19 protein-coding genes are annotated in these 21,430 nt (G+C 67.1%); 15 read left to right on the forward strand and 4 right to left on the reverse strand.

The features are described 5' to 3' along the window. Window positions 1-31: 31 nt before the first annotated feature. Entirely contained in the window at window positions 32-907 is an 876-nt protein-coding gene (locus ATO11_RS02935; RefSeq protein ID WP_050529301.1) for an NAD(P)-dependent oxidoreductase, read from the forward strand. Between the two features lie 7 nt (window positions 908-914). Here ATO11_RS02935 and ATO11_RS02940 read toward each other — a convergent pair whose 3' ends face one another. Beyond that, on the reverse strand, window positions 915-1,511 hold the full coding sequence (locus ATO11_RS02940) for a hypothetical protein (protein ID WP_207382930.1): 597 nt from the start codon (window positions 1,509-1,511) through the stop codon (window positions 915-917). Window positions 1,512-1,568: 57 nt separating this feature from the next. Here ATO11_RS02940 and ATO11_RS02945 point away from each other — a divergent pair, with 57 nt between their 5' ends. The 3 genes from ATO11_RS02945 to ATO11_RS02955 are packed head-to-tail and all read left to right on the forward strand — an operon-like array spanning window position 1,569 to window position 5,234. Beyond that, window positions 1,569-2,123 (forward strand): Crp/Fnr family transcriptional regulator, encoded by a 555-nt coding sequence (locus ATO11_RS02945; protein WP_050529302.1) that lies wholly within the window; start codon window positions 1,569-1,571, stop codon window positions 2,121-2,123. 51 nt (window positions 2,124-2,174) lie between these two features. Beyond that, a complete protein-coding gene (locus ATO11_RS02950; RefSeq protein WP_050529303.1) occupies window positions 2,175-3,623 on the forward strand; it encodes a TrkH family potassium uptake protein in 1,449 nt (482 codons plus the stop codon). Between the two features lie 36 nt (window positions 3,624-3,659). Continuing rightward, window positions 3,660-5,234: a thiamine pyrophosphate-binding protein gene (locus tag ATO11_RS02955; protein WP_050529304.1), complete on the forward strand. Its 1,575-nt coding sequence runs from the start codon at window positions 3,660-3,662 to the stop codon at window positions 5,232-5,234. A gap of 226 nt (window positions 5,235-5,460) precedes the next feature. On the opposite strand, the gene mnmA is transcribed toward ATO11_RS02955, so the two are convergent. Beyond that, window positions 5,461-6,600 (reverse strand): tRNA 2-thiouridine(34) synthase MnmA, encoded by a 1,140-nt coding sequence (gene mnmA / locus ATO11_RS02960; RefSeq protein WP_050529305.1) that lies wholly within the window; start codon window positions 6,598-6,600, stop codon window positions 5,461-5,463. Window positions 6,601-6,732: 132 nt separating this feature from the next. Between mnmA and sciP the strand changes: the two genes are divergently transcribed. From sciP to ATO11_RS03015, 11 genes are all read left to right on the forward strand, one after another. Beyond that, window positions 6,733-7,011: a CtrA inhibitor SciP gene (sciP, locus tag ATO11_RS02965; RefSeq protein ID WP_050529306.1), complete on the forward strand. Its 279-nt coding sequence runs from the start codon at window positions 6,733-6,735 to the stop codon at window positions 7,009-7,011. A gap of 91 nt (window positions 7,012-7,102) precedes the next feature. Then, entirely contained in the window at window positions 7,103-7,816 is a 714-nt protein-coding gene (ctrA, locus tag ATO11_RS02970) for a response regulator transcription factor CtrA (protein WP_050529307.1), read from the forward strand. Window positions 7,817-7,901: 85 nt separating this feature from the next. After that, window positions 7,902-10,022, forward strand: a complete 2,121-nt coding sequence (gene ligA / locus ATO11_RS02975) for an NAD-dependent DNA ligase LigA (protein ID WP_050529308.1) — start codon at window positions 7,902-7,904, stop codon at window positions 10,020-10,022. Beyond that, window positions 10,019-12,127, forward strand: coding sequence for an ATP-dependent DNA helicase RecG (recG, locus tag ATO11_RS02980; RefSeq protein ID WP_050529309.1), 2,109 nt, complete (start codon window positions 10,019-10,021; stop codon window positions 12,125-12,127). The genes ligA and recG overlap by 4 nt, the downstream gene beginning before the upstream one ends. Window positions 12,128-12,649: 522 nt before the next feature. Further along, window positions 12,650-13,438: a ribose-5-phosphate isomerase RpiA gene (gene rpiA / locus ATO11_RS02985; protein WP_050529310.1), complete on the forward strand. Its 789-nt coding sequence runs from the start codon at window positions 12,650-12,652 to the stop codon at window positions 13,436-13,438. 11 nt (window positions 13,439-13,449) lie between these two features. After that, the gene (locus ATO11_RS02990; RefSeq protein ID WP_050529311.1) at window positions 13,450-14,916 is read left to right on the forward strand and encodes an FAD-dependent oxidoreductase; all 1,467 of its coding nucleotides are present in this window, start codon (window positions 13,450-13,452) and stop codon (window positions 14,914-14,916) included. 64 nt (window positions 14,917-14,980) lie between these two features. Further along, the gene (gene hflK, locus ATO11_RS02995; RefSeq protein ID WP_050529312.1) at window positions 14,981-16,138 is read left to right on the forward strand and encodes an FtsH protease activity modulator HflK; all 1,158 of its coding nucleotides are present in this window, start codon (window positions 14,981-14,983) and stop codon (window positions 16,136-16,138) included. Continuing rightward, a complete protein-coding gene (gene hflC / locus ATO11_RS03000; protein WP_207382931.1) occupies window positions 16,138-17,016 on the forward strand; it encodes a protease modulator HflC in 879 nt (292 codons plus the stop codon). The genes hflK and hflC overlap by 1 nt, the downstream gene beginning before the upstream one ends. Beyond that, window positions 17,013-17,201, forward strand: coding sequence for a DUF2065 domain-containing protein (locus ATO11_RS03005; protein WP_050529314.1), 189 nt, complete (start codon window positions 17,013-17,015; stop codon window positions 17,199-17,201). The genes hflC and ATO11_RS03005 overlap by 4 nt, the downstream gene beginning before the upstream one ends. A 104-nt stretch (window positions 17,202-17,305) precedes the next feature. Beyond that, a complete protein-coding gene (locus ATO11_RS03010; protein ID WP_050529315.1) occupies window positions 17,306-18,628 on the forward strand; it encodes a calcium-binding protein in 1,323 nt (440 codons plus the stop codon). Between the two features lie 244 nt (window positions 18,629-18,872). After that, complete coding sequence (locus ATO11_RS03015) at window positions 18,873-20,330, forward strand: DegQ family serine endoprotease (RefSeq protein WP_050529316.1); 1,458 nt, start codon at window positions 18,873-18,875, stop codon at window positions 20,328-20,330. Between the two features lie 84 nt (window positions 20,331-20,414). Here the strand turns inward: ATO11_RS03015 and ATO11_RS03020 are convergent, their stop codons facing one another. Beyond that, window positions 20,415-20,960: a peptidoglycan-binding domain-containing protein gene (locus ATO11_RS03020; RefSeq protein WP_082176105.1), complete on the reverse strand. Its 546-nt coding sequence runs from the start codon at window positions 20,958-20,960 to the stop codon at window positions 20,415-20,417. A 62-nt stretch (window positions 20,961-21,022) separates the two neighbouring features. Then, window positions 21,023-21,430, reverse strand: coding sequence for an OB-fold nucleic acid binding domain-containing protein (locus ATO11_RS03025; protein ID WP_050529317.1), 408 nt, complete (start codon window positions 21,428-21,430; stop codon window positions 21,023-21,025).

Genomic DNA, 21,430 nt, shown 5'->3' on the forward strand with positions numbered 1-21,430 from the left:
CGTAATGAACCGGAACCTGAGGGGATTGCCAATGGCTAAGCTGGCGTTTTTGGGATTGGGCGTGATGGGGTACCCGATGGCGGGCCACCTGCAGAAGGCCGGGCATGACGTGACCGTCTACAACCGCACCGCTTCCAAGGCCGAAGCCTGGGCGAAGGAACATGGCGGCAACCATGCCGCCACACCGGCCGAGGCCGCGAAGGGCGCCGAGTTCGTGATGGCCTGCGTCGGCAACGATGACGACCTGCGCGGCGTCTGCATGGGCGACGATGGCGCCTTCGCGGGGATGTCAGCCGATGCGGTCTTTGTCGATCACACAACCGTCTCTGCCGCTGTCACGCGCGAGCTTTATGGCGCGGCCTCCGACAAGGGCCTGCACTTCGTCGACGCGCCTATCTCGGGCGGGCAGGCGGGCGCGGAAAACGCCCAGCTTGTGGTCATGTGCGGGGGCGATCAGGCGGCCTATGACCGGGCCGAGCCGATCATCGACGCCTATGCCAAGCTCTGCCGCCGCCTCGGCGACAGCGGCGCGGGCCAGTTGACCAAGATGGTCAACCAGATCTGCATCGCGGGGCTGGTGCAGGGCCTGTCCGAAGGCCTGCATTTCGCCGAGAAGGCGGGCCTCGACGGCCGCGCGGTGGTCGAGGTGATCGGCGGCGGCGCTGCCGGGTCATGGCAGATGGTCAACCGGTACGAGACGATGCTGGACGACGAGTTCAACCACGGCTTCGCCGTCGACTGGATGCGCAAGGACCTCGGCATCTGCCTCGCCACCGCGAACGAAACCGGCGCATCGCTGCCTGTCACCGCGCTGGTCGACCAGTTCTACAAGGACGTGCAGAAGCTGGGCGGCGGGCGCTGGGACACGTCGAGCCTCGTCAAGCGCCTCCGCGCGCTCGACGGCTGACCGCGCCTCATTCGCAGCCGTTGTGACGCCGCCACATGGTGGCGTCATGGCCTTCCGGCACGCTGGCGCAGGGGTCCTCGGCATAGCCGCGCAGGACGGCATAACGCCCGATCTGGCCGTCGGTCAGCAGGGGCGGCGTCATCAGGTGGCGCGACAGGTGCACGTATCGCAGCGCGGCCCGTGCCTCGCCGGCCTCCGCGATCAGGGCGCGCAGGCGTTCGGGGCCAAGGCCGGGATCGGCGAAAGCGTCGCTCAGCGCGCGCTCCGCCTCGATGAACCTTGCGCCCGCCGCGATCGCCTCGGCCAGCATGGTTTCCCGGATGTCGGTGATACGCGCGACCTGATCGCCCGTCAGGCCCAGTTGCTCCTGCAATTCCAGCAGATGCGCCGGGCCGGGCAGGCCGCCCAGTTCGGCGGGCAGGGCAAGGCCCCAGCCACCGCCTGCGCGCAATTCCTCGAGGTCCGCCGCCGACAGGCTCTTGATTTCGCGCGATTCGAACCCGGCATAGGGTTGCGTGCCATGCGTCCCGTCCCCGTCAGCCGACAGGGCGGCGGGCAGGCAGGCGGCGAGGGCGGTGGACAGGGCGGCAAGGCGCGGGAACATGGCAATCTCCGGTCAGGGTCATCCACCACAGGCTAGCCGCGCCGATCCGACCGCCATATGATAGCGATCATGTCCCACGGCTTTGCCTCGCTTTTCTCCGATGCCCCGCACACGGCCTGCGCGCGCGGCGCGCGGCTCTTCCGGTTCGACGACCCGGTCACCCGCATGTACCTTGTCGAAGAGGGCCGGATCGACCTCGTCCGCCACACCCGCTCGGGCGCGGCGCTCACGCTGTCGCAATACCGGGCCGGAGAGGTCGTCGCCGAAGCCGCGGCCTATGCCATGGCCTACCATTGCGACGGGGTCGCGGCCGGGGAGACGCACCTGCGGTGGCTCACGGTGCAAGGCTTCCTCGACCGGCTCGACGCCACTCCCGATGCGGCGCGGGACTGGTCCCGCCACCTCGCCCGTTCCCTGCAATCGGCCCGGATGAGCGCCGAGATCCGGTCGCTTGCCACCGTGGCCGACCGGCTCGACGCGTGGCTGGGGGAGGCGGGGGAGATGCCCGAAAAGGGCCGGTACCAGGAGGTCGCGGCGCAGATCGGCGTCTCGCGCGAGGCGCTCTACCGCGAACTGTCCCGGCGCAGGCGCGGGGCCACAGTGCCGCGCTGACCTCGCGCGCCCGCTTGACAGTGGCCGCGACCTGAGACACCGCTTAACCCCATGTTCGACATGCGTCCCGTGGGATACGTCATCGGCCTTCTGGTCACGGTGCTGGGCGCAACCATGCTGCTCCCGATGGTCGTCGATCTGGCCGAAGGGCGCGGGCACTGGCCCGTCTTCGCCGAAAGCGCCATCATCACCGTCGTCTGCGGGCTGACCCTGTCGCTGTCCTGTTCCAACAGCATCAGCGGCGGGCTGTCGCTGCAGCAGACCTTCCTGCTCACCACCGGCGTCTGGGCCGCGCTGCCCTTCTTCGGCGCCATCCCCTTCGCGCTCGGCGCGACCGAGGCCGATTTCGTCGATGCCTATTTCGAGGCGATGTCAGGCCTCACCACCACCGGGGCCACGGTGTTCACCGGGCTCGACGATCTGCCCAAGGGGCTCTTGCTGTGGCGCGGCATCCTGCAATGGCTGGGCGGGATCGGGATCATCGTCGTCGCCATGGTCTTTTTGCCGGAACTGCGCGTGGGGGGCATGCAGATCTTCCGCTCCGAAGGGTTCGACACCTTCGGCAAGATCCTGCCCCGCGCGACCGAGATCTCGGCCCGCATCTCCACCATCTACCTCACCCTGACGCTGGCCTGCGCGCTGGCCTACCTTGCCAGCGGGATGACGGCCTTCGATGCCACCGTGCACGCCATGACCACCCTGTCGACCGGCGGGTTCGGCAATTCCGACAAGTCGTTCGGCGCGTTTCCGGGCGCGGTGGAATATGTCGCGGTGTTCTTCATGCTCGCCTCGGCCCTGCCATACGTGCGTTTCGTCCAGATCACCGCCGGCAGCGCCCGGCCGCTGTTCGAGGACCGGCAGGTGCAGGTCTTCCTCGCGCTGGTCGCGGGCATCACGCTGCTTGCCTCGTTTGGCTATGCCATGCGGTTCGACACGTTCAGCGCCGAGGTCTTCCGCGAGGCGCTCTTCAACGTGACCTCGATCATCACCGGCACCGGCTATTCCTCCACCGATTACCAGCTTTGGGGGCCGTTCATGATCGCGCTGATCTTCTTCACCGGGCTGATCGGCGGCTGCGCCGGCTCGACCTCGTGCTCGGTCAAGGTGTTCCGCTACCAGCTTCTCTTTGCCTCGATCCGTGCGCAGGTGCGCCGCATCCTCGCGCCCCACGGCGTCTTCACGCCCAAGTATAACGGCCGGCCCGTGGACGAGGACGTGCTGAACTCGGTCATGGCCTTCTTCGTCCTCTACTTCGTCACGCTCGGCGTGATCTCGGTCGCGCTCGGCATGACGGGGCAGGACATCGTGACGTCGGTGTCGGGCGCGGCGGCGGCCCTGTCGAATATCGGCCCCGGCCTTGGCGACCAGATCGGGCCGGCGGGCAATTTCGGCATGCTCGGCGATACCGAGAAGGTGATCCTGACCATCGCCATGCTGATCGGACGGCTGGAACTGATGGCCGTCTTCGTCCTCTTCACCATCCGCTTCTGGAGAGCCTGAATGCCCGACCGCCCCCTAGGCGCCCAAATCTCGCACATGCTGAAGGCCCGCGGGGTCGACGTGATCTTCGGCATCCCCGGCGTGCACAACCAGGAAATGTACCGCGGGATCGAGGAGGCGGGCATCACCCATGTCCTCGCCCGCCACGAACAGGGCGCGGGCTTCATGGCCGACGGATACGCCCGCGCCACGGGCCGTCCGGGCGTGGCTTACGTCATCACCGGGCCGGGCTTGTGCAACATCATGACCCCCATGGGACAGGCCTATAGCGACAGCGTGCCGATGCTGGTGATCTCCTCTTGCCTCGACGACGTCGCGGCGACACGCGGCCAGCTGCACCAGATGCTCGACCAGGCGGGCGCCGCGCGCACGGTCTGCGACTGGTCGTATCAGGCAACCACGGCAGATGCGGCCTATGCCCTGATCGACCGGGCGTGGTTCGAGTTTTTCGCGGAACGGCCCCGCTCCAAACATGTTCAAGTGCCGATCAAGCAGGCCGAAGGTGTTGCCGCTGCACCGCCCGAACCGGTGCAGGTACCGGATGGCCCTCCGTTTCACGGCGCGGGTGTGCAGGACCGGTTGGCGGCCAGGGCGGCAAATGCGCTGGTGCAGGCCGAACGGCCTCTTGTGGTGTTTGGCGGCGGGGCGAGGCAGTGTCGGGACGTGGCACAGGATATTCTATCGCGGTGCGGCGCGGCCAGTTTCGTCAGTTATGCCGGGCGCGGCGTGGTTCCGCCCGGCGCGCCGCTGCATTTCGGCAGCTATCTTGCGCGTCCGTCCAGCGCCGCCATCGTGGCGCAGGCGGATCTGCTCATGGTGGTTGGGTGCGAGTTGAGCGAAACCGACCTCTGGCGCGACGAACTGGGGCACGATTGTCCGCTGATCCGCGTCGATATCGATGCCGAGGTGCTGTCGCATCAATTCGCGTCCATCGCGATCCAGGGCGATGCGGGCGAGGCACTGTCCGCAATCTCCGCGCACCTGCCGGAGGGACCTTTCCCGATGTCGGAACGCGCACACCCGTGGCAGCCGCGTGATGTGGCCAGAACCAAGGAGACGTGGCGCGCCGAAGTCGACGCCGAGCGCCCCGGTATCCTGCCCGTGATCGACGCGCTGAAAGCGGCGCTGCCCGAAGGCTGCATGATCTATTCCGACATGACCCAGTTCGCCTATGCCGCGAAAGAGGTCTGGGACATGGACCGCCCCGGCCACTGGCACCACCCCACGGGGTTCGGAACGCTCGGCTACGCGCTGCCCGCCGCGATCGGCGGGGCGGTGGGGCGACCCGGCCTGCCGACGCTCGCCATCGCGGGCGATTACGGCCTGCAATACACCATCCAGGAGCTGGGTACGGCGGTCGAACTGGGCCTGCCGCTGCCTATCTTCGTCTGGGACAACGAGAAACTGGGCGAGATCGAGGACAGCATGGTCGCCGCCCAGATCGCCCCCAACGCGGTCACCCTGAAAAACCCCGATTTCTGTGCGCTGGCCCGCGCCTGGGGCGCGTATGCCGTACGCCCCGCCACGCTCGCCGAGATGACGCGCGCGGTGCAGGAGGCCTTCGCCGCGGACGCCCCAACGCTCATCCACGTGACCCCCGGCATGTCCTGAAAGGCGGTCGGCTGACTAGCAGCCGACCTACAAGAGGCTCACGGCAGGTCGGCTGATCCCCAGCCGACACCCATCCGTCCCGCTGCCGAGAAGTAGGTCGGCTGACCCTCAGCCGACGCCCATCCGTTCCGCTAACTGAAAGTAGGTCGGCTGATCCCCAGCCGACACACACCCGCTCCGCTATCGAAAAGTAGGTCGGGTGATCCTCACCCGACCATCACCCGCCTCACGCGCCGCGCCAGATCCAGCCGCCACCAAGGATGCGCGAGCCTTCGGGGGCGTAGAACACGCAGGCCTGTCCCGGCGACACGCCCTGTTCGGGCGACAGGAGTTCCACCTCGGCCAACCCGCCGGGGCGCGCGCGCAGGATCGCGGGCGCGGGCGGGCGGGTGGAGCGGACCTTGACCGTGATCTCGCGCTCGGCCACGTCCTCGAACCCGCCGTCGCCCAGCCAGTTCACCTCCCTGACCGGCACCGTGCGCGTGGCAAGCATCTCTTTCGGGCCCACGACCACGCGCCGCGTGTCGACATCCAGCCGCACCACGTACAAGGGCTCTGCCAGCCCGCCGATGCCCAGCCCCCGCCGTTGCCCGATCGTGTAGTGGATCACGCCGCGATGGGTGCCCAGCACGCGGCCCTCGGGGTCCACGATCTCGCCCGGCTCCGCCGCTCCGGGGCGCAGCTTCTCGATCACCCGCGCGTAATCGCCGTCGGGCACGAAACAGATGTCCTGGCTGTCGGGCTTGTCGGCCACCGGCAATCCGTGCTTGACCGCCAGCGCCCGCGTCTCCGCCTTCGACGGCAGATGCCCCAACGGGAAGCGCAGGTAATCCAGCTGCTCTCGCGTGGTGGAGAACAGGAAATAGCTCTGGTCCCGCGCCGCATCCGCCGCCCGGTGCAACTCGGCCCCCGCATCGCCCATCTTGCGTTGGATGTAATGCCCCGTCGCCATGCAATCGGCATCGAGGTCCTTCGCCGTCTCCAGCAGGTCACGGAACTTCACCCGCTCGTTGCAGCGGATGCACGGAACCGGGGTCGCGCCGGCAAGGTAGCTTTCGGCGAACTCGTCGATCACCGCGTCGCGGAAGACGTTCTCGTAATCCAGCACGTAATGCGGAAAGCCCATCTCCTCGGCCACGCGCCGCGCGTCGTGGATGTCGCGCCCGGCGCAGCACGCGCCTTTCTTGGCCAGTGCCGCGCCGTGATCGTAAAGCTGCAGCGTCACACCCACCACGTCATACCCTTCGCCCGCCAGCTCCGCCGCCACGACCGAACTGTCCACGCCGCCCGACATCGCCACGACCACGCGGGTCTCGGCCGGGGGCTTGGCAAATCCAAGCGAATTGAGGCGCGCGTCAAGCGGCATGGGCGGGGTCTCCACGGGTCCTAGGGGAACCCCGGCAATATATGAAAATCCGACACACTCTCAAGGTGTCGTTTCACCGGTCGTTAAGCGCGAGCCGCGACAACCCCTGCACGCCAACGAGAGGGACCGGTGATGTTTCTGAAGAAAGTCGAAGGGCCGCGCGCCGTGACGTTGCCCGATGGCTCGGTAATGACCCGTGCGGACCTGCCCCCGCCCGACACGCGACGATGGGTCGCCTCGCGCAAGGCCGCGGTGATCCGCGGGGTGCTCTACGGGCTGATGACGCAGGAAGAGGCGCTCAGGACCTACGACATCAGCGCCGACGAATTTGCCGAGTGGGTGGGGCTTGCCGCCGAACACGGGGAAGAGGCCCTGAAGACGACCGCGCTGCAAAAGTATAGACAACTTTAAGTTGTTTCAGTATTTGTTCAGGGACAGTAACCGCTGATTAACTTTTCTTGGCGACTGTGTTTGCGAAACAAACACATTTTGGAGAGAATAGATGCGCGTCCTTTTGGTCGAAGACGACCCGGCAACGTCGAAAAGCATCGAACTGATGCTCACGCATGCCAACCTCAACGTCTACGCCACCGACCTCGGTGAGGAAGGGATCGATCTTGCCAAGCTCTACGATTACGACCTGATCCTGCTCGACCTGAACCTGCCGGACATGAACGGTCACGAAGTGCTGCGGCAACTGCGCATGGCGCGGATCGATACGCCCACGCTGATCCTGTCGGGCTCCGACGATACAGAGAACAAGATCAAGGGCTTCGGCTTCGGTGCCGACGACTACCTGACCAAACCCTTCCACCGCGAGGAACTGATCGCGCGCATCCACGCGATCATTCGCCGGTCCAAGGGCCATTCGCAGTCGATCATCAATACCGGGCGGGTGTCGGTCAACCTCGACGCCAAAACGGTGACGGTGGATTCCAAGCCGGTGCACCTGACCGGCAAGGAATACCAGATGTTCGAGCTGCTGAGCCTGCGCAAGGGCACGACGCTCACCAAGGAGATGTTCCTCAACCACCTCTACGGCGGCATGGATGAACCCGAACTCAAGATCATCGACGTGTTCATCTGCAAGTTGCGCAAGAAGTTGAGCGAGGCGACGGGCGGGGACAATTACATCGAAACCGTCTGGGGCCGCGGCTACGTCCTGCGCGATCCCGAACCGGTAGAGGAGTCGCCCCGGTTCGCCGTCGGCGCCTGACCCGATCCCGTCCGCCCGGTGCTGGACCTGACCGGGCGGGCGCAATAACACTTGTCGCGACGCGGGGACCGAACCGGGGGCGGCAATGTCAGACGAATTTCCCGACATCGCAGGGATGGACGAGGCGGCGGCACGGGCGGAACTCGCGCGGCTTGCCGAAGCGCTTGGTGCGGCCAACCTCGCCTATCACCGCGACGACGCGCCCGATATCAGCGATGCCGAATATGACCGGCTGAAACGACGCAACGCCGCGATTGAAGCCGCCTTTCCCGACCTCAAGCGCAGCGACAGCCCCACCGACCAGGTCGGCGCGCCCGTCTCGGACGGTTTTGCCAAGGTCGAACATGCCGAACGCATGCTGTCGCTTGCCAACGCCTTCGATCGCGATGACGTGGCCGAGTTCATCGCCGGGATCCGGCGGTATCTCGGCCTTGACGACGATGCGCCGCTCGCCTTCACCGCCGAGCCCAAGATCGACGGGCTGTCGCTGTCGCTGCGCTACGAATCCGGCAAGTTGGTGCAGGCGGCCACCCGCGGCGATGGCCGCGTGGGCGAGAACGTGACCGCCAATGCCCGCACCATCGACGACATTCCCGAAACGCTCGACGGCGCGCCCGACATCCTCGAAGTGCGGGGCGAGGTCTACATGAGCCACGCCGATTTCGCCGCGCTCAACGCCCGGCAGGCAGAGGCCGGGGCGAAACCCTTCGCCAACCCGCGCAACGCCGCCGCCGGGTCGCTGCGCCAGCTCGACAGCGCGATCACCCGCGCGCGCCCGCTGAGGTTCTTCGCCTATGCCTGGGGGCAGGTGTCGGAACCGCTGGCCGACACGCAGATGAACGCGCTCGCCCGGCTCGCTTCGCTGGGGTTCCAGACCAACCCGCGCACCCGCCGCTGCGACACGCTCGACGACATCCTCGCCCATTACGACCAGATCGCGACCGACCGCGCGGGCCTCGGCTATGACATCGACGGCGTCGTCTACAAGGTCGACGACCTCGCGCTTCAGGCGCGGCTCGGCCTGCGCTCCACCACGCCCCGCTGGGCCATCGCGCACAAGTTTCCCGCCGAACTGGCCTGGACGCGGCTCGAAGCCATCGACATCCAGGTGGGCCGCACCGGTGCGCTCAGCCCCGTCGCGCGCCTGACCCCGGTGACCGTGGGCGGCGTCGTCGTGTCGAACGCGACGCTGCACAACGAGGATTACATCGCGGGCCGCGATTCGAACGGCGCCCCCATCCGCGACGGCAAGGACATCCGGGTCGGCGACCTCGTGCAGGTCTACCGCGCCGGCGACGTCATCCCCAAGGTGGCCGACGTCAACCTCGCCGAACGCCCCGAGGGCGCCGAACCCTTCGTCTTTCCAGATACCTGCCCGCGCTGCGGCAGCCCCGCGCCGCGCGAACCGGGCGATGCCGTGCGGCGCTGCTCGGGCGGCCTGATCTGCCCCGCGCAACAGGTTGAAAAGCTGAAACATCTCGTCTCCCGCGCCGCCTTCGACATCGATGGGCTGGGTGCCAAGCAGGTCGAACAATTCCACGCCGATGGCTGGATTTCCGAACCCGCCGACATCTTCACCCTGCGCGACCGCTACGGCAGCGGGTTGCAACAGCTGAAGAACCGCGAGGGCTGGGGCGAGAAATCGGCCTCCAACCTCTTCGACGCGATCGACGCCGCCCGTACCGTGCCGCTCGGCCGGTTCCTGTTTGCGCTCGGCATCCGCCACGTGGGCGAGCAGACGGCCAACCTGATCGCCACCCATTACGGCACGTGGGACGCGCTGATCGCGGCCATGGCCGAGGCGGCCGAACCCGGCCCCGCATGGGACGACCTCGTGGGCATCGACGGGGTGGGGCAGGTGCTGGCCCAAAGCCTTGTCACCACGCTGAACGAACCGCGCGAACGCGCCGCCATCGACCGCCTCGTCGCGCACCTGACGATCGAGGAAGCCACCGCCCCCGACACCTCCGGCAGCCCCGTCGCGGGCAAGACCGTCGTCTTCACCGGCACGCTCGAACGCATGACGCGGGCCGAGGCCAAGGCGCGGGCCGAGGCGCTCGGCGCCAAGGTCTCGGGCTCGGTGTCCGCCAAGACCGACATCCTCGTCGCCGGTCCCGGTGCCGGGTCCAAGGCGAAAAAGGCCGCCGATCTGGGCATCGAGACGCTCGATGAAGACGGCTGGCTCGCGCTGATCGGGGACGCATGACCACCGAGGCTCCGAAAGGCCGCCCGCCGGTCCTGTTCCCGCTCTTCGCGGGGCTCGACACGTTGGAAGGAATCGGGCCGAAGACGGCGAAGGCCTATGAAAACCTGCGCGTGACCAAGCCGCGCGACCTGATCCTGACGCTGCCGCATTCTGGGATCGACCGCGCGCGCCGCCCCACGATCCGCGGCGCTGACCTTCCCGCCGTCCTGACGGTCGAGGTCACGATCGGCGCGCATGTGCCGCCGCGCAGCAAGGGCGGGCGCTACCGCGTCACGGTCGAGGATGCCGAGACCTCGTTCGAACTGGTGTTTTTCCACGCCCGCGGCGATTACCTGTCCCGGCAATTGCCCACCGGCCAGCGCCGCGTCGTGTCGGGCCGGGTGGAATTGTTCGACGGGATCGCCCAGATGGTGCACCCCGACTACATGCTGCGCCCCGAAGAGGCGGGCGAGATGCCAGCGTTCGAACCGGTCTACCCGTTGACCTCGGGCGTGACCCAGCGCGGGATCTACAAGGCGATGCAAAGCGCGCTGGCCCGGCTGCCCGACGGTCTGGACGAATGGATCGACGCGCCGCTGGTCGCGTCGAAAGGCTGGCCCGGCTGGGCCGATGCGGTCCGTCAGGCCCACGCGCCCGCGCGGCTTGCCGACATATCGGCCGAGCACCCGGCGCGGCAGCGGCTGGCCTATGACGAGTTTCTCGCCCACCAGATGACCCTCGCGCTGGCCCGTCGCGGCCACCGCAGCGGCAAGGGCCAGCCTTCACGCGGTACCGGAGCTTTGCAGCGCAAGGTGCTGAAAAGCCTGCCTTATCAGCCGACCGATGCCCAGACCCACGCGATTGCGGAGATTGCCGAGGACATGGCGAGCGAGCGCCGCATGAACCGCCTGTTGCAGGGCGACGTGGGCGCGGGAAAGACGCTGGTGGCGCTGATGGCGATGCTGACGGCGGTCGAGGCCGGCGGTCAGGCCGTGCTGATGGCGCCGACCGAAATCCTCGCGCGTCAGCACCTCGAAGGGCTGCAACCGCTGGCCGAGGCGGCGGGCGTGGTACTCGAAATCCTCACGGGGCGCGACAAGGGGGCGGAGCGGCGCGCGAAGCTCGCGGCACTCGAACGCGGCGATATCCAGCTTCTGGTCGGCACCCATGCGGTGTTCCAGCAGGACGTGGCCTTTGCCGACCTGCGGCTTGCCATCGTCGACGAACAGCACCGGTTCGGCGTGCGCCAGCGGCTGGAACTGGGCCGCAAGGGGGCGGCGGCGGACGTGCTGGTGATGACGGCCACGCCGATCCCGCGCTCGCTCAGCCTCGCGCAATACGGCGACATGGACGTGTCGATCCTTGACGAAAAACCGCCCGGCCGCAAACCGATCACCACCGCGCTTGTCCCCACCAGCCGGATGGAGGACGTGGTCGCGCGGCTCCGCAAGGCGATCGAGGAGGGGCGGCAGGCCTACTGGGTCTGCCCGCTGGTCGAGGAAAGCGAGGTCGTCGACATGACCGCCGCCGAAGAGCGGTTCAAACGCCTGCGCGCGGCCCTGGGCGAAGGCCATGTGGGCCTCGTGCACGGCCAGATGCCGCCCGCCGACAAGGATGCCGCCATGGCGGCCTTCCAGCGGGGCGAGACGGCGGTGCTGGTCGCCACCACGGTGATCGAGGTCGGCGTGAACGTGCCCAACGCCACGATCATGGTGATCGAACGCGCCGAATCCTTTGGCCTCGCGCAATTGCACCAGTTGCGGGGCCGGGTCGGGCGCGGCGACCAGGCCTCCACCTGCCTGCTGCTCTACCAGGCGCCCTTGTCGGAGGCGGGCGAGAAACGGCTCAAGATCATGCGCGAGACCGAGGACGGCTTCCGCATCGCCGAAACCGATCTCGAGATGCGCGGCGCGGGCGACCTGATCGGCACGGCGCAATCGGGCCTGCCCCGGTTCCGCATCGCCGATCTGGAACGGCAGGCCGGCCTGATGGCCACCGCGCAGACCGATGCCCGCGCGCTGCTGGAACAGGATCCCACGCTCGACACGACCCGTGGCCGCGCCGCGCGTGTTCTTTTGTGGCTGATGGAACAGGATCGGGCGATCCGTTTGATTTCAGTGGGTTGATCGCTCCATTGTCATTTTGTTCGCAAATGTTCTCAAAAAGTTCTTTACAGACCGTTTCCCGTATGAGAACAAATAAGCAACAAACATGATCGAGAGCAGGTCACCAACAATGTACGCCCAAGTCAAAACTACCCTCCGCCGCAGCCGGTCCACCCTGATCGAGGATGCCGCCGGCGCCGCCGCACTGACCGTGATGCTGCTCGCCGCGCTCTACCTGCCGGTTCTCTGACCCTTTCTGCCTGCATCCCCGTGCCTTGACCCCGTGGCGCTCCCCAAGCGTCATGCCCGCGCAACACTGCCTGTCCGCGCGGCCTCGCATTCCGGATCTGCCTTCCGCAATGCCGATTTCCGGGTCTCAAGGGTCCCACACGGGCGATTGCTCACCTCTCCGCCGCCAGCGCCCCACGCTGTGCGGCGGTTTTTTTTGTCTCCGGCCCGGAAACAGTGCTAACTGGGCGCCAAGCAGTTGGCGGCCCGTGGCAAAGCCCGTATAAGCCCGCAACCCGAACCGCGGAGCAGAGCATGACCGGAGACCTCTCGCCCATCGACAAGGCCAAGTTCGTGGCCGCCAAACGCGCCGCCGACCTCGTGGAATCGGGGATGCGCGTGGGGCTCGGCACCGGCTCGACCGCCGCGTGGCTGGTCCGCTGCCTGGGCGAGATGGTGCGCCAGGAGGGGCTCAAGTTCAAAGGCGTGCCGACCTCGACCCGCACCGCGGCGCTGGCGCGCGAAGTGGGGATCGAGGTGGTCAGCCTCGACGAGGCGCGCTGGCTCGACCTCACCATCGACGGGGCCGACGAATTCGACGGCGACCTGAACCTCATCAAGGGCGGCGGCGGGGCGCTCTTGCAGGAAAAGATCGTGGCGACGGCGTCGGACCAGATGGTCGTGATCGCCGATATCGGCAAGGAGGTCGAAACGCTGGGCGCGTTCCCCCTGCCGTGCGAGGTCATCCCCTTCGGCTGGCAGACCACCAAGGCGCTGGTCGAGGAAACGCTGATCCAGATGGACGTTCTGGGCCGCAACACCACCCTGCGCATGAACGGCGATGCGCCCTTCGTGACGGACGAGGGCAATTACATCCTCGACTGCCACCTCAAGCGCATCGGCAACCCGCGCCAGCTGGCGATGGTTCTCAACCAGATGCCGGGCGTGGTTGAAAACGGGCTCTTCATCGATATCTGCGACATCGTGGTGATCGGGTTCGGCGACGGTCGGGTCGAACTGCGCGACATCAACGCGGGCACGGTGGAAGAGGAACGTCTGGATTTCGTCGAAAGCGACAATCTCTTCTCCGACCTTGCAGACTGAACAGGTGACAGATGGCATTTGATTACGACCTCTTCGTGATCGGCGGAGGATCGGGCGGCGTGCGCGCGGCCCGCGTGGCGGCAAGCGAGGCAGGCGCGAAGGTCGCGCTGGCCGAGGAAAGCCGCTATGGCGGCACCTGCGTGATCCGCGGCTGCGTGCCCAAGAAGCTGATGGTCTTCGCCTCCGGCTATCCCGAGGCGGTGGAAGAGGCCAAGGCCTATGGCTGGGCGATGGAGCAGGGCCCGTTCGACTGGCCCGCTTTCCACGGCAAGATGGCGGCCGAGCTTGACCGGCTGGAAGAGGTCTATCGCTCGATCCTGTCGCGGTCGGGCGTCGAAACCTTCGACCAGCGCGCGCGGCTGGTCGATGCCCACACGGTCGAACTGGCCGACGGCACCCGCAAAAGCGCCAAGCATATCCTTGTCGCCACCGGCGGCCGCCCCGTGCGCCCCGACCTCGCCAATGCCGATCTGGGCCTCGTGTCCGACGACATCTTCCACCTCGAAAACCTGCCGAAGAAGATCCTAATCATCGGCGGCGGCTACATCGCCTGCGAGTTCGCCTGCATCCTCAACGGTCTCGGCGTCGACGTGACGATGTATTACCGCGGCGCGCAGATCCTGCGCGGCTTCGATGACGAGGCGCGCGGTCTCGTGGCCGACGCCATGGCCCGGCGCGGGATCGAGATCCACACCGGCGCCAACATCCTCGAAATGGCCCCCGCCAACAGCGATCACGGCTCGATCACGCTCACCGATTCCGACGCCGCGATGGGTGCGGACCGTGAAATGGTCGAAACCGTCGCGCATGCGGACACCGATGGCGCCGCCCCGGACGGCCCGGTCTGGGTCAAGGCGGGCAACGGCGAGGAAGGCGTGTTCGACAAGGTTTTCTTCGCCACTGGCCGCGCGCCCAACACCGCCGATATGGGCCTTGAAGAGGTGGGCGTGAAACTGGCCCGCAATGGCTCGATCGAGGTGGATGAATACAGCCAGACGGCGGTGCCCTCGATCTACGCCATCGGCGACGTGACCGGCCGCGTGCAACTTACGCCCGTCGCCATCCGCGAGGGCATGGCGTTCGTCGAAACGGTGTTCAAGGGCAACCCGACGCCGGTGGATCATGACCTGATCCCGTCGGCCGTCTTCACCCGGCCCGAACTGGGCACCGTCGGACTGACCGAGGAACAGGCGATGGCGCAGGGCGAGATCGAGGTCTACTGCACCTCCTTCCGCCCCATGCGCGAAGCCTTCGCCGACGGTCACGAACGCGTGTTGATGAAACTGATCGTCGCCAAGGACACGCGCCGCGTGCTGGGCTGCCACATCGTCGCGCCCGAGGCGGGCGAGATGATCCAACTCGCCGGAATCGCGATCAAGATGGGCGCCACGAAAGAGCAGTTCGACGCAACATGTGCGGTCCACCCGACCATGAGCGAGGAAATCGTCACCATGCGACACCCGGTCCGCACGGCTTGATTTTCATTCCCGCGTCCACAGGTTATGACGCAACATACCCATGCATCTCCACAAGAGGACGACAATGGCAGGAAATAACGGCCCCTGGGGCGGAGGCTCTGGCGGTTCGGGCGGCGGCAATCGCGGCTCGGGCGGTGGCGGCAATAATGGTGGCGGCGGGCGTGGGCCCGGCGATCAGGGCCCGCAAATCCCCGAAATCGACGAACTGGTCAAGAAAGGCCAGGAACAGCTGCGCGTCCTGATGGGCGGTCGCGGCGGGCAGGGACGCGGCGGCGCCGGTGGTCCCGGCGGCGGCGGTGGCCCCGCGCTGACCCGTGGCACCGTCGGGCTCGGCATCCTCGCGGCGCTGATCCTGTGGCTGCTTGCCTCGTTCTATACCGTCAGGCCCGAAGAACAGTCGGTCGAACTGTTCCTGGGCGAGTATTCCTCGACCGGCAATCCCGGCCTCAATTTCGCGCCCTGGCCGCTGGTCACGGCGGAAGTCGTGCCGGTGACCTCGGAACGGACCGAGGAAATCGGCGTCGGCGCGCGCGGCTCGGATGCGGGCCTGATGCTGACCGGGGACGAGAACATCGTCGACATCGACTTCCAGGTCGTCTGGAACATCAACGACCCGGCCAAGTTCCTGTTCAACCTCCGCGATCCGCGCGCCACGATCGACGCGGTGGCGGAATCGGCGATGCGCGAGATCATCGCGCAATCCGAACTGGCCCCGATCCTCAACCGGGACCGCGGCGTCATCGCCGCCCGCCTGACCGACCTGATCCAGCTGACGCTCGACAGCTACGACGCGGGCGTGAACGTGATCCGGGTCAACTTCGACAAGGCCGACCCGCCGGAACCCGTGATCGACGCTTTCCGCGACGTCCAGGCCGCCGAGCAGGAGCGTGACCGTCTGCAGAACGTCGCCGACGCCTACGCCAACAAGGTGCTGGCCGAGGCCCGCGGTGAAGCGGCGCAGGTGCTGGAACAGGCCGAAGCCTACCGCGCGCAGGTGGTGAACGAGGCGCAGGGTGAGGCGTCGCGCTTCACCTCGGTCCTCGAAGAATACCAGAAGGCCCCCGAAGTGACCCGCAAGCGTCTGTACCTCGAGACGATGGAACAGGTTCTGGGCCGCGTCGACAAGATCATCCTCGACGAACAGGGCGGCGGCGGCCAGGGCGTCGTGCCGTACCTGCCGCTCAACGAGCTGCGCCGCAACGCCGGCCAAGGAGGCAACTGATGCGCTATCTTGTAATCCTCGTGGCCGTCGTCCTTGTCGCGGCCCTGTCGGCGGTCTTCATCGTCGACGAACGTCAGAAGGCGCTGGTCCTGCAATTCGGCCGCGTCGTGTCGGTCAAGGAAGAGCCGGGCCTCGCCTTCAAGATCCCGCTGATCCAGGAAGTCGTGCGCTACGACGACCGGATCCTCAGCCGCGATGTCGACCCGCTCGAAGTCACGCCGCTGGATGACCGGCGGCTGGTGGTCGACGCCTTCGCGCGTTACCGGATCGCCGATGTCGAACAGTTCCGCCAGGCCGTGGGTACGGGTGGCGAACTGGCGGCCGAACGGCGGCTCGACGGCATCCTGCGGAACGAGTTGCGCGAAGTGCTGGGTTCGGTTTCCTCCAACGACATCCTGTCGTCGGACCGGGCGGCGCTGATGCTGCGCATCCGCAACGGCGCGATCGAGGAGGCCGAGAACCTCGGCCTCGAAGTCATCGACGTGCGCCTGAAACGCACCGACCTGCCGCGCGAGAACCTCGACGCCACCTTCGAACGGATGCGCGCCGAGCGGGAGCGCGAAGCGACCGACGAACGCGCCCGCGGTAACGAGGCCGCGCAGCGGGTCCGTGCCACCGCCGACCGGACGGTCGTGGAACTGGTGTCGGACGCCAACCGGCAGGCCGAGATCATCCGCGGTGAGGCCGACGCCGAACGCAACGGCATCTTCGCCGAGGCCTTCGGGGCGGACGCTGAATTCTTCGAATTCTACCGCTCGCTCACCGCCTACCAGCGCTCCCTGCGCGAAGGGAACTCGACGATGGTGCTGTCGCCCGACAGCGAATTCTTCGACTACCTCAAATCCGACCAGCCGCGTGGCGCGGCCCCGGCGGAATGATCGAAACCGCGCTTCTGGCCCTCGGGCTGGTGCTGATTGTCGAGGGGCTGGTGTACGCACTGGCCCCTTCGCTTGTCGAACAACTGCTCGAAGCCCTGCGCACCCTGCCGCTCGACCAGCGGCGCCTGATGGGCCTCGTGGCGCTCGCCTCGGGCGTCGCGCTCGTCTGGATCGCCACCGCCTGATCCGCGCGCCCGCCCGACTTTCCTTGGACAGACCCGCCACAACGTCATAGCGTTGACCCTGCGGCACCCTGCCGCGCGTGGGACAGACGGGGGCACCGGGCAGCATGGCAAATCTGACGAACACGACGCGACTTGGATTTCTCGATACCTTGACGCTGGCCCTGGGCGACAGCGGATTTACCGACACGGGTACCAGCACGCCCACGACCTTCACGTCCGGCAACGATCTGCACGTGTCGGGGGTAGAGCTTTTCTCGCTTGCTATCGACAACACCGCCGGCGCGTTCAGCTTCACCGGCCTTTCGTCGAACGGCAGGCTGGTGGTCGAAGGGGATGACCTGACGCTGACCGACGGCGCGTCGCTTGGCGGCGGCACGGTCAACGAACGCATCGTCGTCGGCAACCACCTCGCCACGGGCACGAACGACATCGACATCTTCGGCGACACCGTGCTGCAGGGCACCGCCGACGGCACCGGCACCTTCGGAATCTACGACGGATCGCTGACGCTCGACCTCGCTTCGGGCACGTTCGGCGCGCTGGTCGAAGTCTACGAAGACACCGCGTTCACCATCATCTCGGACATGATGGGCGATCTCTACATCGAAGGCGCGGTATACGTGTACGGCGCGTTCGAAGGCAGCGTCCTGTTCTGCGAATACGGCCTGCGCGACCTTGAAATCTTCTCGGGCGGCAGCGTCACCTCGCAGGTCATCATCGGCGGGCAGGGGCGCGAGAATGTCGAGGTCTCGGGCACCGGCACCTTCCACGCCAACATCATGGACCTCTGGCGCGGCGACGACGATTTCGACATCTTCTCGGGCGGCACCGCGTCCGGCGACATACTCCTCGGCGTGGGCGCGGATACCGTCACGCTCGACGGTTCGTTCACGGGGTTCCTGTCGACCGGGCAGGGCGACGACTCGGTCGTCAGTGACGACCCCGGCGCGTCGATGACCGGACTAATCGCGCTCGATGCCGGTAACGACAGCTTCGACGGCACCAACGGCCCGGATTCGGTGCGCGGTGGCGCGGGGGATGACTGGATCCTCGGCGACGGCGGGCGCGATGTGCTGCGCGGCGACGCGGGCGACGACACCCTGATCGGCGATCGCGGGATCGACCGGCTGTTCGGCGGCGCAGGCGCGGACGAGTTCTGGTACATGTTCGACGATGCCAGTCCGACCACCATCCTGACCGAAACCATCGTCGATTTCGTGGCCGCCGACGATACGCTGGTCTTCTTCGAAACCGGCCAGTTCATCGGCGGCGCGGCCTTCACCAACACCGCCGGCGATGTCCGGTTCGAGGTGACAGGCGGCGTCACGCGGGTCGAGGCGGATGCCAACGGCGATGGAATCGCCGATTTCGCGGTGGAGCTCGACGGGGTGATTCCCCTCACGGTGGCCGATTTCCTCTTCGTCTAGGCCGCGTTCCACCTCTCGGATTCGTGAAAATGCGCGACGGTAAAGGCGCTTTTCGGCGCCGAACCCGGCGCCGGTCCGCGCCCGTTTCACTATGCGGTGAGCGATCATTTCAGGGTTTGTGGCCTGACGGTCACATCCTGTATCGACGTTGCATGCCATGGCGCTATTATCCTTGAAAAACCAAAGCGCCCAAAAGTCACCAGAGGAGTTCGAGAGAGTGCACCCTGACAACCAAACCCTCATTATGCGGCCTGCGCGCCGGATCACCGCGGTGGTCGGCGCGATGGCCGTGTCCGTGCTGATGGTCTTCGGCTCGGCAGCCGACGTCGCCGCGCGCGGCACCCATGAAAGCTTCGCCGACCTCGCCGAAGCGATCAGCCCGTCGGTCGTCAACATCACCACCTCCACCACCGTCGCCCGCGACGCGACACCGCGCGGCGTGGTGCCCGATGGCTCCCCGTTCGAGGATTTCTTCCGCGACTTCCGTGATCGCAACGGCCCCGACGGCCAGCGCCCGCGCCGGTCCTCGGCGCTGGGATCGGGCTTTGTCATCTCCGAAGACGGCTACGTGGTGACCAACAACCACGTCATCGAGAACGCCGACGAGATTCTGATCGAGTTCTTCAACGGCGACGAACTGCCCGCCGAACTGGTCGGCACCGACCCCAACACCGACCTCGCGCTCCTGAAGGTCGAAGCAGACCGCGCGCTGCCCTTCGTGCCCTTCGGCGACAGCGACACCGCCCGCGTGGGCGACTGGGTGATCGCGATGGGCAACCCGCTGGGGCAGGGCTTCTCGGTCTCGGCCGGGATCGTGTCGGCGCGCAACCGCGCCCTGTCGGGCAGCTATGACGACTACATCCAGACCGACGCCGCCATCAACCGCGGCAACTCGGGCGGGCCGCTGTTCAACATGAACGGCGAGGTGATCGGCGTGAACACCGCGATCCTGTCGCCCACCGGTGGCTCGATCGGCATCGGCTTCTCGATGGCGTCGAACGTGGTGACCCGCGTGATCGACCAGCTGAAGGAATACGGCGAAACCCGTCGCGGCTGGCTGGGCGTGTCGATCCAGGACGTGACCGACGACATGGTCGAGGCGATCGACGGCCTTGACGAGGCGCGCGGCGCGATGGTGTCGAACGTGCCCGACGGCCCGGCCAAGGATGCCGGCATCCTGACCGGCGACGTCATCCTCACCTTCGACGGCGTCGATGTCGAGGACACCCGCGGCCTCGTCCGCACCGTGGGCAACAGCCCCGTGGGCAAGACCGTGCGCGTCACCATCCTGCGCAACGGCCAGACCGAAACGGTCAAGGTCACGCTGGGCCGCCGGGAAGAGGCGGTGAACGCCTCCATGCCGGTGCCCGAGGCCGAGGACGAGAACCAGGGACCGGCCACCGCCGACATCCTTGGCCTCTCCCTGTCCGAGATGACCGACGAGCTGCGCGAGCAGCTGGAACTGGGCGACAAGGTTACCGGCCTCGTCGTGACCGATGTCGACGAGGACAGCCAGGCCTATGAAAAGGGCCTGCGCGCCGGTGACGTCATCACCGAGGCGGGCCAGCAGAAGGTTGCGGAACTGGCGGACCTCAACACCCGGATCGACGAGGCGCGCGAGGCGGGCCGCAAATCGCTCCTGCTGCTGGTGCGTCGCGCCAACGAGCCGCGCTTCGTGGCGCTTGGCCTCGACGACGGCTGATCCAGACCCCCACTCATGTGGATTTCGGGGCGCGCGGACATGGTCCGGGCGCCCTTTTTCATTGCAGGGCGGGGATGTGGTGCGTCAGTCGAGCGTCGCGCGGTCGACGGCGGCAAGGCCGAGGCTGCGCGCAAGGTCGATCGACAGGATGTCGCTGTCGGGGCCGGTGGTGCGCTGGTAGGTCTTCAGCGCGGATCGCGTGGGCCAGTCCATGCGCTGGGTGATGTCGCCGACATAGGCGCCGCGCGCCTGCAGCGCGCGCTGCAGCGATCCCACCAGTTCGGGTGTCAGGGCGTTCTCGCAGACCGCCTCGAACGCGTGTTCGCCGCGTTCGCGCAGGATCTCCTGCCGCACCACCGTGTCATAGGTCGCGGCGCGCATCACGCTGCCGTCGGGGTTCAGCACGGTGGGGGAGCGGTTCACCTGTTCGGTCACGGTCTGGATGATCGCGGGCACCAGCGCGCGGCCCCAGCAGGTGCCCTCGGCCGCGCCTTCGGGCGGCAGGATATACCCCGCCGACAGGGGCAGGGCGGGCGGCGGCCCGTCCTCGGGCGCCACGACAGGCTGACATCCCGTGGTGTAGACCAGTATGGCCAGCGCCACGATGGACAGGGTTGGCGGGCGGTGCATGCTCGAAGCCTCGCGCGATTTTTGCAAGGAATTTAACGCGGTTTAGGCTTTCCAGAAAGGGATTATCCGAGGCTCTCGGAAAGTGTGTCTTCCGGGTCGAGCAGCCGGTCGAGCATCGGCGAGATGTCCTCGATCACTTCCGAGATCACGTGGCACACGCCGCCCTCGCGCTGGATCCGGCCCGTGACCCTCAGGCAGCGCCCGGCGATCACCGCGCGGCGGAACCGTTCGTACAGCTTGCGCCAGACGATCACGTTCACCACGCCGGTCTCGTCTTCGAGGGTGATGAAGATCACGCCCTTCGCCGTGCCCGGCCGTTGCCGCAGGATTACCAGCCCCGCCACGCAGACCCGCGCGCCGTTCGGCGGCAGGTCCAGCTGGTCCGCGCGCAGGCACGAGGGCGGACGCGGCCAGTGCAGATCGGGGCGGTGATGCGGGGCGGGGGTCATCGGGTCTCCGGTCGCGGGCAT

The organism is Pseudaestuariivita atlantica, assembly GCF_001205715.1.
GTDB classification, from domain to species: Bacteria; Pseudomonadota; Alphaproteobacteria; order Rhodobacterales; family Rhodobacteraceae; genus Pseudaestuariivita; species Pseudaestuariivita atlantica.